The organism is Leifsonia sp. 2TAF2, assembly GCF_052115085.1.
Taxonomy (GTDB): domain Bacteria; phylum Actinomycetota; class Actinomycetes; order Actinomycetales; family Microbacteriaceae; genus Leifsonia.
On sequence record NZ_JBFRFY010000002.1, the window covers coordinates 1 to 14269 of the forward strand.

A 14269-nucleotide genomic window follows, 5' to 3' on the forward strand; every position below is an offset into this window, starting at 1 on the left:
TGACAACGGGGTCGACCTGTTCGCGCCGTTTCGGGGGATGTGAGGGCCGGTGGAGGACTTCACGGAAGAAGACCCGGGCCGGGGTAGCCCGGAGGCCATGGATGCGCTGACCGCGCAGCTGCGCAAAGACCAGACCACGCTGGAACACGTTCACACCGTCGTACGGAAGTCCGCGCACACCATCCGGGAGCACTGGCACGGTAGGGCCGGGGAAGCAGCCGCCGCGACCCATGATGCGCTCCTGGCAAGCATCATCGCTAAACATCAAGCCGCCGCCAGTGCGCTCCTCGCCTGTCAGGCGTACCGGGACACTCACGAGGAAGTCCAGGACCAGGCCCGGATCTGGGTGAACCAGCTCCACGCGGCCCGGCAGACCCTCGACGCGGCGGCCAACATGATCAAAGGCCCCAAGACCGCCCCCGGTATGGAGGAGATGATCGCGATAGCGGCGCGAAGCAGAACAGCCGCCTTCCTGGAGGAAGCGGAAGCCCTCACCAAACTCCAGGCGCTCTACGAGACCCGGGTCGAAGCGCGAGCCCGCTTCGGCACCGCGATCACCGACATCACCCACGAAACGCACGGCTCCGGAATCAAGGCACGCGCCACTGACAACCCTCACCCCAACGGCCCGCCCCGTCAGATGCAGGGACCCAACGAGGCGGATCTGAAAGCGATCCACGATCAGATCAACAGAGCCAATGGCTCCGTATGGAAGATGGTGGACGCGTGGGTCAGCGGGAAGGGCAAGCGGACCTTCACGTTCAAGGACAATGATCCCTTCACACAGGTATTCAAACGGAGCGCCAGCGCCGCTCGAGCAAAAGCCGCGATCCAGAAGAAGATTTTGGACGGGACCTTCAAAGACGCGGGACAATACGATGCACGAAGCGAAGACCTCCCCCGCGATCTGAACACCATCGGGAGCTTGGGCGTAGAAGGAAATTTGCCGGAGGCCTTCATTGGGTCCTTCGGATATACCTACGAACTATCGAAATCAACGCTGACGGTACTGCCACGGTCACGATCAAAGCGACGAACTGGACCACACCCGAGTCTGGGACCCGTATCCCAGGCACAGGTGACGCGCCAGGTGGCCCATACCACGTGCCACCGTACGACAAGATGAAGCACCTCCAAGAAACGAAGGGGCAGTACCTGCCGATCAAGCAGGAGATCACGTGGACGACGACAGTCAGAATGCCGTGACGTCCACGGGTCGGGCGCCGAGGCGGGGGACCGCGGTGTGGACAATCTGGCTGATCCTGGCCGTCATCGTGGCAGTCATGGGAAGTCTGATCGGCGGTTGGTTCTGGCTGCAACGTCCGGTGCAGCTCCAAGCAGCGGACTTATACGGCACCTGGGTCAGCGATGGTCCACGTCCGACGACACTGGAATTCACACCACGCGGCACAGTGACGATATCCGGCGCTCCGCTTCCGCATGGACTCGATTTCGATGATCCCGCGTTGCACGGCGAGACCCGCTGGCATTTCTATCCTGGTGCGGACCCATCCGTTACGGTGGGCTCAACCTATGGCCAGTCGCTCTACGCGGAAAATCGCCTGTTTTCGACGGTGTTGACCCTTTACCCCGACGGTCCAGACCTCATCGAATCTCGGGTCGTTTTCACCCGCACGAAGAGGGCACCGTCGGAGCCCGGCTAATCGACCGGTGGTTGCGCCCAGTCTTCGCCGTCCGGTCTAGGCCCTTCACTAGCGCGCCCGTCCATTAGTCGCAGTCGCTGTGCCGTCAAGCCGGTGGCCGATGACCTCCTAGTGCCGATCGCCGAAGGTGTCCTGCTGCGCCTGCGCGACCACGGCCACGAGGGGTTCGTGGAGCGGTTCTCCCGGTTCAACTCCCATGACCTCTTCGACGATCGCCGCGGCATCCGCTTCATCGAGCAGCCGGCGCAGCTCGACGCTCTGGCTGTCCTCGGGGACATCGAAGTGCAGCGCGGCGCCGACCGCTGCGATCAGGGCAGACGGGATGCCGCCGACGTACTCCGCGTAGTCGGAGGCTGGGCCGATGAAGCGGTCGTTGCGCCCGAGCTTGCGGATCGGTTCGCGTCCGACCCGGGTGACCTCGTCCACCAGGTAGGTGTTGGCGAAGCGCCCCAGGATCTTCTCGCGATACGCGGCGAGCTCCTCCTCGGGCAGCCCGTGCTTGGCGGTCAGCGCGGCCGACGTCTCGCGCAGCGCGGCCTCCGCCGCCTCGCGGACGGCGGGGATGGCGACCGCCTCGCTGATCGTCGTCGCGCCGTGGAGGAAGCTGGTGTACGCGACGGTCGCGTGACCCGTGTTCACCGTGAACAGCTTCCGCTCGATGTACGGCCCCAACGAGTCGACGAAGTGGGCGCCGGGGATGCGCGGCTCATGTCCGGCGAACGGCGTCCGGTCGACGACCCACTCGTAGAACGTCTCGACGGTCACATCGACGCCGGCGTCCGCCGCCTGAGCGGGGACGATGCGGTCGACGGCCGTGTTGGCGAAGACCGCCCGGGCGGCGAGGGTCTCGCGGGTGTCGTCGTCCGGCAGGCCGTCCATCAGTTCGGCGGCGAGCAGGTCCGACGCCCCGATCGCGTTCTCGCACGCCATCACCGCGAGGCGCGGGGCGTCGTCGGCGCGTGCCGCCAGCCCGCGGGCGATGACCGGCGCGACAAAACGCAGGATGCGCGGGCCCACTGCCGTCGTGACGACGTCGGCCGACGCGATCTCGGCGACCAGCGCATCCTCGTGGGTCGCGCTGTTGATGGCGCGGAACCCGGTGACGGTCCGGGTCTCCGACTCCTCGCCGACGAGCTCGACGCGGTACGAGTCCGCAGCGGCGAGAGCGTCGATCAGTTCGGCGTTGACGTCGGCGAACACGACCTCGTACCCGGCTTCGTGGAGCAGGAGCCCCACGAAGCCGCGTCCGATGTTTCCCGCACCGAAGTGGACCGCTTTCACTCGTTCACGTCTCCCAGCAGCGCGTACAGCGCGTCCGCATCCGGAGCGTCGAGGAGTTTCTGCACGTCGTCCTCCTCGGAGAAGAGGATGGCGATCTTCGACAGGATCTCCAGGTGCTCGTTGTTCTGCCCGGCGATGCCGACGACGAACCGCACCTCCTCGCCGCCCCAGTCGAGCGGCGAGGAGTAGCGGATGAAGGACAGCGCAGACCGCTTGATCTCGTCCTTGGACTCGTTGGTGCCGTGCGGGATGGCGAGGCCGTTCCCCATGAAGGTGGAGACGGTGTTCTCGCGGTCCTGCATCGAGTCGACGTAACCCGGCTCGACGGCGCCCGCCCTGACGAGCAGCTCACCCGCCTCCCGGATCGCGTCCTCCCGCGTGGTCGCGGAGCCCGCGGCCACGACGTTCGCCCGGTCGAGAATCGTGTCGGTCATTTGGTGGCGTCCTCCGTCGCGTTCTGGTTCTTGACGAGGTCGACGACCTCGTCGTACTTGGGGCTGTTCATGAAGTTGTCGACCGAGACGTGGATGGAGTCCGGCGACTGGCCCTTCGCCCGGTCGGTCAGCTGCTGCTGGGTGATGACGAGGTCGGCCGTGCCGTCGAGGTTGCTGATCGCCTGGTTCGTCACCGTGACCCCCTCCACTCCGGCCTTCTTTATCTTGTTGCGGAGCACCGAAGCGCCCATGGCGCTCGAACCCATGCCAGCGTCGCATGCGAACACGATGTTGCGCACCAGCCGATCGGTGGCGTCGCCCTGGGCGTCACCGGTGTCGTGCTCAGCCTCGTCGACGAGGCCGCCGAGCACCGAGGACGACTTGCCCTTGTTGGCCTCGGTCTGAGCGACCGCGGCGGAGAGGTCGCCGGCGTTGCCGGCAGCCAGGTCACGTCGACGGCTCGACCGCAGCACGACCGCCGTGAAGGCGAAGGAGACCGCTGCGGCGGAGATGATCGCCAGCGCGATGCCGAGCATGTTGGGCACCGGCGCCTGAGCGAAGATCGCGAACACCGATCCTGGTGCCGCCGGCGCACGAAGTCCCGTCTGGAAGGCCACGTTGACGGCGACTCCCGTCATGCCGCCGAGGATGGCGCCGATGATCAGGATGGGCTTCATCAGCACGTACGGGAAGTAGATCTCGTGGATGCCGCCGAAGAACTGGATGATGAACGCTCCGGGAGCGGCCGCGCGTGCGGCACCCAGGCCGAAGATCGCCCAGGCGAGCAGGATGCCCGCACCGGGGCCGGGGTTCGTCTCGATCAGGAACAGGATCGACTTACCTGCTTGCTGGGACTCCAGTGTTCCGATCGGGGTGAAGACGCCGTGGTTGATCGCGTTGTTCAGGAAGAGGACCTTGCCCGGCTCGACCAGGATGCTGACGAGCGGGAGCAGGTGAACCGACACGAGCCAGTCCACGCCGGCTTCGAGGGCCTTGCTGAGTCCCTGGACGAGAGGGGCGATTCCGAAGAAAGCGCCGATCGCCAGGAGGAAGCCGAGGATGCCGGCCGAGAAGTTGTTGACGAGCATCTCGAAGCCCGCCTTGATCTTCCCCTCCCAGATGCGGTCGACGAGCTTCATCAGGTAGCCGCCGAGCGGTCCCATGATCATCGCGCCGATGAACATCGGGATGTCGGTGCCGACGATGACACCCATGGCCGCGATCGTGCCGACGACACCGCCGCGCACGCCGTAGACGAGGCGTCCACCGGTGTTCGCGAGCAGCAGGGGAAGCAGGTACGTGATCATCGGGCCGACGAGGCTGGCGATGTCCTTGTTGGGGAAGGGCCCCTGCGCGATGAAGAGCGCCGTGACGATGCCCCACGCGATGAAGGCGGCGATGTTGGGCATCACCATGTTGGAGAGGAACGTGCCGAACCGCTGCACGTGAACGCGCGCGGAGTTGGGCTTCTTGGGGGCCGACGCCGTCGCCGACGTCTGTGTCGCCGATGTCATTGTGCTGTCTCGTTTCTATCGGGGGCTGGTGAGGTGAACCGTTCGGCGGCCGCGCGGACCGCCTCCCGGGCTTCGGCCGCGCTATCCGCGGCCAGGGCGGTCTCGGCCAGCGATCGCGCCTGGCCGAGGGTGTAACGCTTGAGGGAGAGCCGCACGTCGGCGAGTGCCGCCGGCGACATCGAGAGGGTGGTGGCGCCGAGGCCGACCAGCACCACGGCCAGCAGCGGGTCCGCAGCCGCCTCTCCGCAGATGCCCACCGGCTTGCCCGTCGCCGTGCCGGCAGCTCCGACCTCGCCGATGAGGCGGAGGACGGCGGGATGCCACGGGTCCTGGAATCCGGAGACCGAGCCGAGCAGGCGGTCGGCCGCGAGCGTGTACTGCGTGAGGTCGTTGGTGCCGATCGAGGCGAAGTCGGCGAGCTTCAGCACACGGTCGGCGAGCAGGGCGGCCGAGGGCACCTCGACCATCACGCCGACCGTCTTCAGCCCGTATTCGCGGCCGAGCTCGGTGAAGTACCGCGTCTCCTCGATCGTGGAGACCATCGGGGCCATGACCCAGAGGTCGGCGTCGGTCTGGGCGTCCGCCTCGGCGAGGGCGGTCAGTTGCTCGCGCAGGATGTCCTCGTTGGCGCGCAGGGAGCGCAGGCCGCGGAGGCCTAGCGCCGGGTTGTCCTCGTGCGCGTCGTTCAAGAACTCGAGCGGCTTGTCCGCGCCGGCGTCGAGCACCCGGACGACGACCTTCCGCCCGCCGCCGAACGCGCGGAGGAGCTTCACGTACTGCTCGCGCTGCTGCTCCACGGTGGGAGCCATCCGCTGGTCGAGGAAGAGGAACTCGGTGCGGAACAGCCCAACGCCCTCGGCGCCTGCCGCGACCGCGCCCTCTGCTCCCTCAGCCGAGCCGAGGTTGGCGAGCAGCGGGATCGCGGTCCCGTCGGCGAGGGCGCCCGGCTCCACGCCACCGGAGAGGGCGGCGGCGCGCTCCTCGATGCGGCGCTGCGCGTCGGCGCGCTGGTCCGCGGTCGGCGAGACGGTGACCGTACCGGTGGCGGCATCCACGATCACCACGTCGCCATCGGCGATGCGGTCTGCGCCGTCGGCCCCGACGATCGCCACGATGGACTTCTCGCGGGCCAGGATGGCCGTGTGCGAGGTGGGCCCGCCCTCCTTCGTGATGAGGCCGAGCACCTTGGTCAGATCGAGCAGGGCCGTGTCGGCGGGGGCGAGGTCGTGGGCGACCAGCACGAACGGCTGGTCGGAGTGCGGGACGCCGGGAGCCGGCTTTCCCTCGAGCGCTGCGACCACGCGCTGCGACACGTCGTCGAGGTCGCCGGCGCGCTCGCCCATGTACCCGCCGAGATCCTTCAGCATGTCGCGGAAGACGGCGAAGCCTTCGAACACGGCGCGCTCGGCGGTCTTGCCGCCGTCGATGCGCGAGGCGACGTCGTCGGCGAGGGTGGAGTCCTCGGCCATCATGGACTGCGCCTCGAGCACATCCGCTGCGGTGCCCTCGACGGTGGATGCGCGCTCGCGCAGGTCGGCCGCGACCGTGGCGACGGCCTGCTGGACGCGAGCCTTCTCCTCGTCCGGGGTGCGCGTGCTGCGCTCGTCCGACGGCTCGGGGAGGGGGGCCGACATCCGGAGGACCGGCCCGACGGCGACGCCCTGGCCGATGCCGGCGCCGGTGAGGATGCGTGTGTCGCTCATGCTGTCGCCCATGATCAGGCGTCGTGGTCCGTGGCCAGGATCTCGGCCAGGTCGTCGAGGACGGCCTCGGCGTCATCCGCTTCGGTGGTCAGCACGATCTTGTCGCCGTGGTCGATCCCCAGGGAGATCACGCCGAGGATGCTGCCGGCGTCGACGGTCTTGCCGCCCTCCTTGGTCAGCTTCACCTTTGCGCCCGAGCCGTTGACCGCCTCGACGAAGAGCTTCGCGGGGCGGGCGTGCAGCCCGTGCGCCGATCCGACCGTGATGATCCGTTCAGCCATGGTTGAGGTCTCCTTCGCTCCGTGTCGGCCGGGTGGCCGCCCTGTCTCTCATAGTGTCGTCGCCCTGGCGTTCAGGGCCAGGTCCAGCGCGCGCTCACCGTCGAGGGCGGCAGGGGAGACGGGGGGAAGCACGGCGACGGCGGTGCCGGTGGCCGCGGCGCGCTCGCGGAGGGCGGGGACGGCGTACTCGAGGTGTGCGCCGACGAGGACCACATCCACACCGGCGAGCGACTCGAGCTGGCTCGCGCTGCCGGGCTGCACCTCCACGTCGGCGCCGCGGCTGCGGGCGGCACTGCGCAGCTTCACAGCCACGAAGGTGCTGGACGCGCCGGCGCCGCAAACGACCACGATCCTCATCGATCCTTGCCTTTCGGAAGTGCTGGTGGAGCTGATGGAACGTCAGCCATGCTCGTCCGCGGCGCACGCCGAATCCAGCAGCGTTTCTTCCGGGGGTGCGGAAACCTGGCCGGGCGCACGGCGCGGCGGGCTCCGGGATGGTTGACTCGAGACGAAAGGTGGTCGCTGGTGGCGCTCTCGGCGAAGCAGACGAGGATGCTCGACATCCTCGCGCGTCGTGCTGCCTGGGTGACCGCCGCCGAACTCGCCCACGACCTGGCCGTGACGACCCGCAGCATCCGCAGCTACGCCGCTGCCCTCGGCGAACTGGTGGAGTCCGGGCCGAACGGATACCGCGTGAAGCCGGACGCGTACGCGGCCTACCTCGCGGGCGACGGCAGTTCGGACGCCGGCACGGCCGGCTCACCGCAGGAGCGGCTGGTGTTCGTCGCCCGGCGGCTCCTCGACGAACCGGACGGCATCGACGTGTACGAGACGGCGGAGAGCCTGTTCGTCTCCGACTCCACGATCGAGTCGGACCTGACCAGGATGCGCGGCCTGCTCTCGGGCACCGAGCTCACGCTCGAACGGCACGGCGGTGTGGTGCAGCTGCTCGGGCCGGAGATCGCGCGGCGGAAGCTGCTGAGCCGGCTCTTCCGGGACGAGATGCGGCAGAGCGTCGTCGATGTCGCCCGCATCCAGGAGGCGTTCGGATCGCGCGGCCTCGCCGATTTCAAGTCCGACCTGGTCGCCATGCTCGACGCGCGCGGCTTCTTCGTCAACGAGTACGGCATCAACGACGTGCTCCTGCACATGGCGGTGGCGCTCGACCGCGTCGCCAAGGACCGCGTCCTCCCGACCGTGGAGGAGCCGGAGACCAGCGAGACCATCCGCTCGCTGGCGGCCGACCTCGGCGGGCTGATCGAACGGCACTTCGGCACCGCCCTCGACGCCACCGAGTTGCGCTACCTCGCCATCCTGATGCGCACCCGGGTCATCGCGCCCGGAGCCGGACGCGACACCGTCGAAGAGTTCGTGAGCCCGGCCGACCTCGCGGTCGTCCGCGGGATCGTCGACCGCGCCTCCACCGAATACCTCGTCGACCTCCATGACGAGAACTTCATCGTGCGGCTCACGCTGCACGTCCAGAACCTGGTCGCCCGCGCGCACGAGAACACGTTCTCGCGCAACCCGCTCACCCGATCCATCAAGAGCTCGTACCCGATGATCTACGAGCTTGCCGTCTACATCGCCAGCCGGCTGCAGGCCGCCGAGGGCATCGAGGTGAACGACGACGAGATCGCGTACATCGCCATGCACGTCGGCGCGTACCTGGAACAGCAGTCGCGGCGGCGGGATGCGGTCACCTGCGCCGTGGTCTGCCCCAACTACTACGACATGCACATCCTGCTGCGCGACCGGCTCGAAAGCGTGCTCGGGGACGAGCTCGATATCACCAGCATCATCACCTCGACGGACGCCGACTGGGAGGCGATCGACGCGGACCTCGTGCTCACCACGATCGACCCGCTGGGGCGGCGCGAGAATGCGGTGATCGTGCAGCCGTTCCTGACCGAGACGGATGTGGAGCACATCCGTCAGGCGGCCTCGCGCATCCGGCGGCAGCGGCACCGCGCCCGCATCAAGAGCGAACTGCTGGAGTACTTCGACGAGAGCCTGTTCCTCCGCAACTTCTACGCGCGCGACCCGATCACGATGATCCGCGCCCTCGGCGACCGCATGATCGCGGCGGGGGCCATCGACCAGGAGTACGTCGACCAGTCGCTCGAGCGCGAGCAGATGTCATCCACCGCGTTCACCGATTCGCTGGCGGTGCCGCACGCCATGACGATGAGCGCGAAACGGACTGCCATCGCCATCGTCGTCAACGACACCGCGATCGACTGGGGGGATGCGCGGGTCAACGTGATCGCCTTCATCGCCTTCTCGGCGGCCGGCCGTGCGTCGTTCCAGACGGTGTTCGATCAGTTCGTGGAGGTCTTCTCCGACCGAGAGACCGTCCTGGGACTGATCCGTCGGGCCGACACCTTCACCGCCTTCATCGACGAACTCGTCCGCATCATCGACGCCTGACCCCTTAAGCCAAGAGTTCCGGAGTTTTTCGGGCTGAATCGACGGATCCGCCCGAAAAACTCCGGAACTGATTGCTCGGGTGCTGCTACTGGTTGGCGGTGACGCTGTAGGTCACGGAGACGCCCGGCGTCTTCACCGAGACGGTGTATTTGTCGTTGGTGTACACGGCGGAGGTGTCGGAGGCGCCGGCCTGCTGCGTGTAGCCCTTGCCCTCGAGCGCGGACTTCGCGTCGGCGAAGCCGTTCTTGCCGGACGGCTGGACGGTCACCGACCAGCCGTTGTCCTTGTCGCCGCGAGCGACGACGACGGTGCCGTCGACGAGGGGCACGTCGTCCTTCGGGAAGTCGGAGGGAAGCTCCTCCGATTTCGCTCCAGCGGACGAGTCGGATGACGAAGACGACGACGAAGACGACGAAGCCGTCTGCGGCGTGACGTAGTTGCTGTTTCCGTTGCTGGAGCAGGCCGCCAGCGAGCCGATGGTGAGGGCCGCCACGATGGCAGCCGGAACGAACGGATTACGTGTGCGCATATGGATTCCTAGTGCTGTATGAGGTGCGGTTTCGCAACACAACACCCTACCCGCGCTCCGCACGGCTCGCCTAGACGGTAACGCCTTTCGGCGGGTCGTCAGCCGCCGAGCAGGAGCGAGCTCAGCTGGTCCGCCGAGTGAACGACGGCGATCGCGCCGGCGGCCTCAGCGGGCGAGCCGTAGCCCCACTCGACGAGGATGGTCGGCAGACCGTGCGCGGCCGCGCCCTCCACGTCGTACTGACGGTCGCCCACCATCACCGTGTGATCGAGGTCCGTTCCACGCGCCTCAAGGCGACGCAGGGCCTCGGCCACCACATCCGCCTTGGCGCTGCGGCTCTCGTCTTCGGTGGCGCCGGTGATGACGTCGAAGTACTGCGCGAGGCCGAAGTGCTCCAGGATGCGGCCGGCCTGCAGCTCGGGCTTGCTGGTCGCCAGAGCGAGCGGGATGCCGGAGGCGTGCAGACGCTGCAGCAGCCCGCGGATGCCGGGGTACACGGCGGAGTCGAGCGCCCCGTGCCGGGCGTAGTCCTCGCGGTAGACGGCGAGGGCTTCGCGCGCCTCGGCCTCCGTCATCCCGCCGAAGGACTTCAACGAGTCGAGCAGCGGCGGGCCGACGTACTCCAGAAGCTGGGCAGGGGAGGGTACCGGCCGGCCGAGCGCGGCGAACATGCGCGCGAGCGAGGAGGTGATGCCGGGGGCGGAGTCGGTCAGGGTGCCGTCGAGGTCGAACAGGACGCACGTCCAGGTCCGGGTGACGGTAGGGGTCGGGTTGGTCATAGCGGTCCAATGGTATGTGACGTATCTGAACCCGCGCTCAGCGCTCGCCGAGAGCGGATTCGATGTGGGAGCGGGCGACGACCATCGTGTGGGCGGCACCCGGGTCGAACTGAACGGCGACGAAGTCGGCGGTGCGGATGAAGCCCAGCGCCTCGACGGCCGGAACGATGACCGCCTGCACCTGCGCGCCGGCGCCTTCCGCCGACTGCGCGACGGCGGCCTGGAGCGCCTTCATCGAGGTGAAGAGCGGGAGCACCGCTTCGCCCGTCGTCGAGCTGATCGTGCGGAGGCGCGTGTCCTGCGGGGTGGAGCCGGTCACATCCACGACCAGGCCGCCCTTCGCCGCGGCGGCGAGCAGCGCATCCAGCTTTTCGAGCGTCGGCTCAGCGGCGATGGCAGCCAGCGCCTTGCGGACGGGGGTGTTCTCGTAGGTTTGCGGGAACCGTGGCTTCGGCTGCGCCATCAGAACAACCTGCTGTCGCTGTCGTCGAGCCCGCGCATCGCGTCGTAGTCGAGGACCAGGCAGCGGATGCCGCGGTCTTCCGCGAGCGTGCGGGCCTGCGGCTTGATCTCCTGCGCGGCGAAGATGCCCGTGACCGGCGCGAGGTGCGGGTCGCGGTTCATCAACTCCAGGTAGCGGGTCAGCTGTTCGACGCCGTCGATGTCACCGCGACGCTTCAGTTCGACGGCAACTGCTGCGCCTGCGCCGTCGCGCGCGAGGATGTCGACCGGTCCGATCGCCGTCATGTACTCGCGGCGGACCAGCACGTGCCCGTCCCCGAGCAGGTGGATCTGTTCGGCCAGCAGCTTCTGCAGGTGCGCTTCGACGCCGTCCTTCTGAAGCCCGGGGTCGATGCCGAGGTCGTGGCTGGTGTCGCTGAGGATGTCGTGGATGGACACCACGAGCATGTCCGCGGTCTTGGCCTGCGTCACACGCCAGACCTCGCGGATGCCGGCCTCGCGCTGCAGGTCGTCCGGCTCGTCGACGGTGAGCGTGCAGGGCGGACTCATCCAGTTGAGCGGCTTGTACGACCCGCCGTCGGAGTGGACCAGGACGCTGCCGTCGGCCTTCAGCATGAGCAGCCGCGTGGCCAGCGGCAGGTGCGCGCTGAGCCGGCCGGCATAGTCGACGGAGCAGTTGGCAATGACGAGGCGCACCGCAACATCCTAAGTGCAGGCGTGGAGGGTGGAGGTCGGTGATTGGATAGGCGCATGACCCGCGAGCTCCTCATCGGCACGTACACCGAGCGCCTCCCGCACGTCGACGGGCATGCAGAGGGGGTGCTGTCGGCCCGGTTCGACGGCACTGCCGTGACGGATGCGACGGTCGCGGCCCGGGTGGACAACCCGTCGTGGGTGACCGCATCGCCCGACGGCGGAGCGGTGTACGCGGTGAGCGAGACGGAGCCGGACGGTCGGGTGTTCGCTTTCTCGCGTGGCTCCGACGGGACGCTGACGGAACTCGGCTCGGTCTCCAGCGGAGGTCCGTCGCCTGCGCACCTGGTCGTGCATCCCTCCCGACCGCTGCTCCTCGCCGGGACCTACGGCGGCGGCACGATCTCGGTGTTCGCCCTGAACGCCGACGGCTCTCTCGGCGAGCGGACGGCGTTCCTGCAGCACGAGGGCCGCGGGCCGGACCCGGAGCGGCAGGATGCGCCGCACGTCCACCAGTTGAGCGTCGACCCGGTGACGGGCGACGTCGTCGTGGTCGACCTCGGGCTCGGGGAGGTGCGCTGGTACGCCCTCTCGGAGGCAGGCGGCCTGACCCTGCGGTCCGAGGCGACCGTTGTGGTCGGCAGTGCCGGCCCTCGCCACCTCGTGTTTCATCCGGACGGGCAGCACGCGGTGCTCGTGAACGAGCTCGACTCCAGCGTGGATGTGCTGCGCCGGGAAGGCGACCGGTTCGTGCGCACCCAGAGCACCACGACCCGTGCGGGTGATGCGAGCGGCGACAACGCCCCGGCCGCCGTGTGCGTCAGCGCCTCGGGCGGGACCGTGCTGGTCAGCAACCGCGGGGACGACACGGTCGCCGTGCTCGCGTTCGACGCGGAGACGTCGCGGCTGTCGCTGGTGGCATCCGTCCCGGTGGGCGGGAAGACGCCCCGCGATCTGGTCATCGCGCCCGGCGGCGACCGCGTGCTCGCGGCGTGCCAGGACAGCGACGAGGTCACGGTGTTCGCCTTCGACGATGCTGCCCGCACGCTACGCCCGCTCGGTTCGTCGCCCATCCCGACCCCGGTATCCCTGCGCTTCGTCTGACCGTCCCGCCCGGCGAGAGGTGACTCGTTGCGGGAATCCGTGCCGAGTGGCGACAAGATGTCGCGACTCGACGAGGGGAGTGGAGGGGCGGGAGTGGAGGGCACGGGAGGGGGATGTCCGCGCGTCAGGCCGGGTCGGGCGCGTTCTCGCGCCGCTCGCCGACCGGCTCGGAGATGGGACGCACGGCGGGCGCCGCGAGGAACGCCGCCACCAGCAGCGCGAGCACGAGGAAGAGCGCGTTGAGCAGTCCGAAGTGCTGGCCGAGGAACCCGATCAGGGGCGGTCCGGCGAGGAACGCGCAGTAGCCGATGATCGCGACCGCGGAGACGCGCGCGGCCGGGTTCGCGGCGCCGTCGGCGGCCGCCGACATCCCGAGCGGGAAGCCGAGCGAGACGCCGAAGCCCCACAGCACCGTGCCCACCACGACGAGCCACATCGGTCCGCCGACGATGAACAGCACCAGTCCGACAGCGCCCATACCCGCGGTGATGCGGATGGCGTTCACCCGCCCGATCCGGTCGACGACCGGCCCGCCGACGACCCGGCCGACCGTCATCGCGACGACGAAGAACCCGAAGACGAGCGCACCGACCGAGTTGGCCTGCCCGTGGCCGTCGACGACGGCGAGCGAGATCCAGTCGTTCGCGGATCCCTCGCCGAACGCCATCCCGAGCATGACGACGCCGATCAGGATGAGGCGCCAATCCGCCCAGACGCGGAGCGACTCGCGCATCCGCTCACGGAACGGGATGCGCGGCTTCGCCTCAGCTTCGTCGCCGAGGTCGGCCTCGCGCGGGATATAACGGACCGCGATCACGGCGACCACCACGACGATCACGGCGATGCCGAGCAGATGCCAGACCACGGCGATGCCGAGGGCGGCCGCCGCCGCGCCGATGCCCGCGCCGAGCACCGTGCCCAGGCTGAAGCAGGCGTGCATGAGCGGGAGAAGCGTCTTGCCGACCTCGCGCTCCACCGCCGTCGCCTCGACATTCATCATGACGTCGACCATCCCGTTGCCGAAGCCGAGCAGGATGAGGCCGATCGCTACCGAGGGGATCGAGTGGAACACCGTCGCCCCGAATCCGATGAACAGGACGCCGACCGACACGATGACGAGTCCGCCGACCATTCCGCGGTGCGGTCCGAAGCGCACAAGGATGGGGGAGGAGACGGTGAGGCCGAGGATGGCGCCGACCGACATCCCGAGGATGAGGAGGCCGACCGCCGACGGATCCTTGCCGAGCCCGAGGTCGTCGCGGATGCCCGGGATGCGGGCCACCCAGGTGGCGAGGGCCAGGCCCGAGAGGATGAAGATCACGAAGACGGCATTGCGCCAGGCGGTGAGCTCCCGGCGGGAGCGCTGGGCGGTCGGGGTCGGCTGTGACATCGGGG

At 68.6% G+C, this 14269-nt stretch carries 15 protein-coding genes; 4 read left to right on the top strand and 11 right to left on the bottom strand.

The features are described from left to right. The first annotated feature begins 49 nt into the window (after positions 1 to 49). Both AB4Z18_RS12235 and AB4Z18_RS12240 read left to right on the top strand, forming a co-directional pair. Complete coding sequence (locus tag AB4Z18_RS12235; protein ID WP_441783015.1) at positions 50 to 1126, top strand: hypothetical protein; 1077 nt, start codon at positions 50 to 52, stop codon at positions 1124 to 1126. Between the two features lie 52 nt (positions 1127 to 1178). Then, positions 1179 to 1664 carry a hypothetical protein gene (locus tag AB4Z18_RS12240; RefSeq protein ID WP_441783016.1) on the top strand — a complete coding sequence of 162 codons (486 nt, stop codon included), beginning with the start codon at positions 1179 to 1181 and terminating at the stop codon, positions 1662 to 1664. Between the two features lie 108 nt (positions 1665 to 1772). Here the strand turns inward: AB4Z18_RS12240 and AB4Z18_RS12245 are convergent, their stop codons facing one another. Genes AB4Z18_RS12245 through AB4Z18_RS12270 form a run of 6 tightly spaced genes read right to left on the bottom strand, consistent with a single transcriptional unit; the run spans position 1773 to position 7234 of the window. Beyond that, the gene (locus tag AB4Z18_RS12245; RefSeq protein ID WP_441783017.1) at positions 1773 to 2945 is read right to left on the bottom strand and encodes a mannitol-1-phosphate 5-dehydrogenase; all 1173 of its coding nucleotides are present in this window, start codon (positions 2943 to 2945) and stop codon (positions 1773 to 1775) included. Then, on the bottom strand, positions 2942 to 3379 hold the full coding sequence (locus tag AB4Z18_RS12250) for a PTS sugar transporter subunit IIA (protein WP_441783018.1): 438 nt from the start codon (positions 3377 to 3379) through the stop codon (positions 2942 to 2944). Before AB4Z18_RS12250 ends, AB4Z18_RS12245 begins: the two co-directional genes overlap by 4 nt. Continuing rightward, complete coding sequence (locus AB4Z18_RS12255; RefSeq protein ID WP_441783019.1) at positions 3376 to 4893, bottom strand: PTS mannitol transporter subunit IICB; 1518 nt, start codon at positions 4891 to 4893, stop codon at positions 3376 to 3378. The genes AB4Z18_RS12250 and AB4Z18_RS12255 overlap by 4 nt, the downstream gene beginning before the upstream one ends. Beyond that, the gene (ptsP, locus tag AB4Z18_RS12260; RefSeq protein ID WP_441783020.1) at positions 4890 to 6596 is read right to left on the bottom strand and encodes a phosphoenolpyruvate--protein phosphotransferase; all 1707 of its coding nucleotides are present in this window, start codon (positions 6594 to 6596) and stop codon (positions 4890 to 4892) included. The genes AB4Z18_RS12255 and ptsP overlap by 4 nt, the downstream gene beginning before the upstream one ends. A gap of 14 nt (positions 6597 to 6610) precedes the next feature. Beyond that, positions 6611 to 6877 (bottom strand): HPr family phosphocarrier protein, encoded by a 267-nt coding sequence (locus AB4Z18_RS12265; protein WP_441783021.1) that lies wholly within the window; start codon positions 6875 to 6877, stop codon positions 6611 to 6613. Positions 6878 to 6925: 48 nt separating this feature from the next. Then, a complete protein-coding gene (locus AB4Z18_RS12270) occupies positions 6926 to 7234 on the bottom strand; it encodes a PTS sugar transporter subunit IIB (protein WP_441783022.1) in 309 nt (102 codons plus the stop codon). A 960-nt stretch (positions 7235 to 8194) separates the two neighbouring features. On the opposite strand from AB4Z18_RS12270, the gene AB4Z18_RS12275 reads away from it, so the two are divergent. After that, the gene (locus tag AB4Z18_RS12275) at positions 8195 to 9307 is read left to right on the top strand and encodes a BglG family transcription antiterminator (RefSeq protein WP_441783996.1); all 1113 of its coding nucleotides are present in this window, start codon (positions 8195 to 8197) and stop codon (positions 9305 to 9307) included. Between the two features lie 85 nt (positions 9308 to 9392). Here AB4Z18_RS12275 and AB4Z18_RS12280 read toward each other — a convergent pair whose 3' ends face one another. The 4 genes from AB4Z18_RS12280 to nucS all read right to left on the bottom strand — a co-directional run bounded on the left by AB4Z18_RS12280 (position 9393) and on the right by nucS (position 11773). Continuing rightward, complete coding sequence (locus AB4Z18_RS12280; protein ID WP_441783023.1) at positions 9393 to 9836, bottom strand: hypothetical protein; 444 nt, start codon at positions 9834 to 9836, stop codon at positions 9393 to 9395. A gap of 98 nt (positions 9837 to 9934) precedes the next feature. Further along, complete coding sequence (locus AB4Z18_RS12285) at positions 9935 to 10615, bottom strand: HAD hydrolase-like protein (RefSeq protein ID WP_441783024.1); 681 nt, start codon at positions 10613 to 10615, stop codon at positions 9935 to 9937. Between the two features lie 37 nt (positions 10616 to 10652). Further along, complete coding sequence (locus tag AB4Z18_RS12290; RefSeq protein ID WP_441783025.1) at positions 10653 to 11078, bottom strand: SseB family protein; 426 nt, start codon at positions 11076 to 11078, stop codon at positions 10653 to 10655. After that, positions 11078 to 11773, bottom strand: a complete 696-nt coding sequence (gene nucS / locus AB4Z18_RS12295) for an endonuclease NucS (protein ID WP_441783026.1) — start codon at positions 11771 to 11773, stop codon at positions 11078 to 11080. The genes AB4Z18_RS12290 and nucS overlap by 1 nt, the downstream gene beginning before the upstream one ends. Positions 11774 to 11827: 54 nt before the next feature. On the opposite strand from nucS, the gene AB4Z18_RS12300 reads away from it, so the two are divergent. Continuing rightward, positions 11828 to 12874, top strand: coding sequence for a lactonase family protein (locus AB4Z18_RS12300; RefSeq protein WP_441783027.1), 1047 nt, complete (start codon positions 11828 to 11830; stop codon positions 12872 to 12874). A 124-nt stretch (positions 12875 to 12998) separates the two neighbouring features. On the opposite strand, the gene AB4Z18_RS12305 is transcribed toward AB4Z18_RS12300, so the two are convergent. Continuing rightward, complete coding sequence (locus tag AB4Z18_RS12305) at positions 12999 to 14264, bottom strand: MFS transporter (protein ID WP_441783028.1); 1266 nt, start codon at positions 14262 to 14264, stop codon at positions 12999 to 13001. Between the last annotated feature and the right edge of the window lie 5 nt (positions 14265 to 14269).

Coding starts and splice junctions, on each gene's coding strand:
- AB4Z18_RS12275 (WP_441783996.1), top strand. CDS start 8,195: ATGCGCACCCGGGTCATCGCGCCCGGAGCCGGACGCGACACCGTCGAA.
- AB4Z18_RS12290 (WP_441783025.1), bottom strand. CDS start 11,078: ATGGCGCAGCCGAAGCCACGGTTCCCGCAAACCTACGAGAACACCCCC.
- AB4Z18_RS12265 (WP_441783021.1), bottom strand. CDS start 6,877: ATGGCTGAACGGATCATCACGGTCGGATCGGCGCACGGGCTGCACGCC.
- AB4Z18_RS12255 (WP_441783019.1), bottom strand. CDS start 4,893: ATGACATCGGCGACACAGACGTCGGCGACGGCGTCGGCCCCCAAGAAG.
- AB4Z18_RS12285 (WP_441783024.1), bottom strand. CDS start 10,615: ATGACCAACCCGACCCCTACCGTCACCCGGACCTGGACGTGCGTCCTG.
- AB4Z18_RS12250 (WP_441783018.1), bottom strand. CDS start 3,379: ATGACCGACACGATTCTCGACCGGGCGAACGTCGTGGCCGCGGGCTCC.
- AB4Z18_RS12300 (WP_441783027.1), top strand. CDS start 11,828: ATGACCCGCGAGCTCCTCATCGGCACGTACACCGAGCGCCTCCCGCAC.
- AB4Z18_RS12305 (WP_441783028.1), bottom strand. CDS start 14,264: ATGTCACAGCCGACCCCGACCGCCCAGCGCTCCCGCCGGGAGCTCACC.
- ptsP (WP_441783020.1), bottom strand. CDS start 6,596: ATGAGCGACACACGCATCCTCACCGGCGCCGGCATCGGCCAGGGCGTC.
- AB4Z18_RS12270 (WP_441783022.1), bottom strand. CDS start 7,234: ATGAGGATCGTGGTCGTTTGCGGCGCCGGCGCGTCCAGCACCTTCGTG.
- AB4Z18_RS12280 (WP_441783023.1), bottom strand. CDS start 9,836: ATGCGCACACGTAATCCGTTCGTTCCGGCTGCCATCGTGGCGGCCCTC.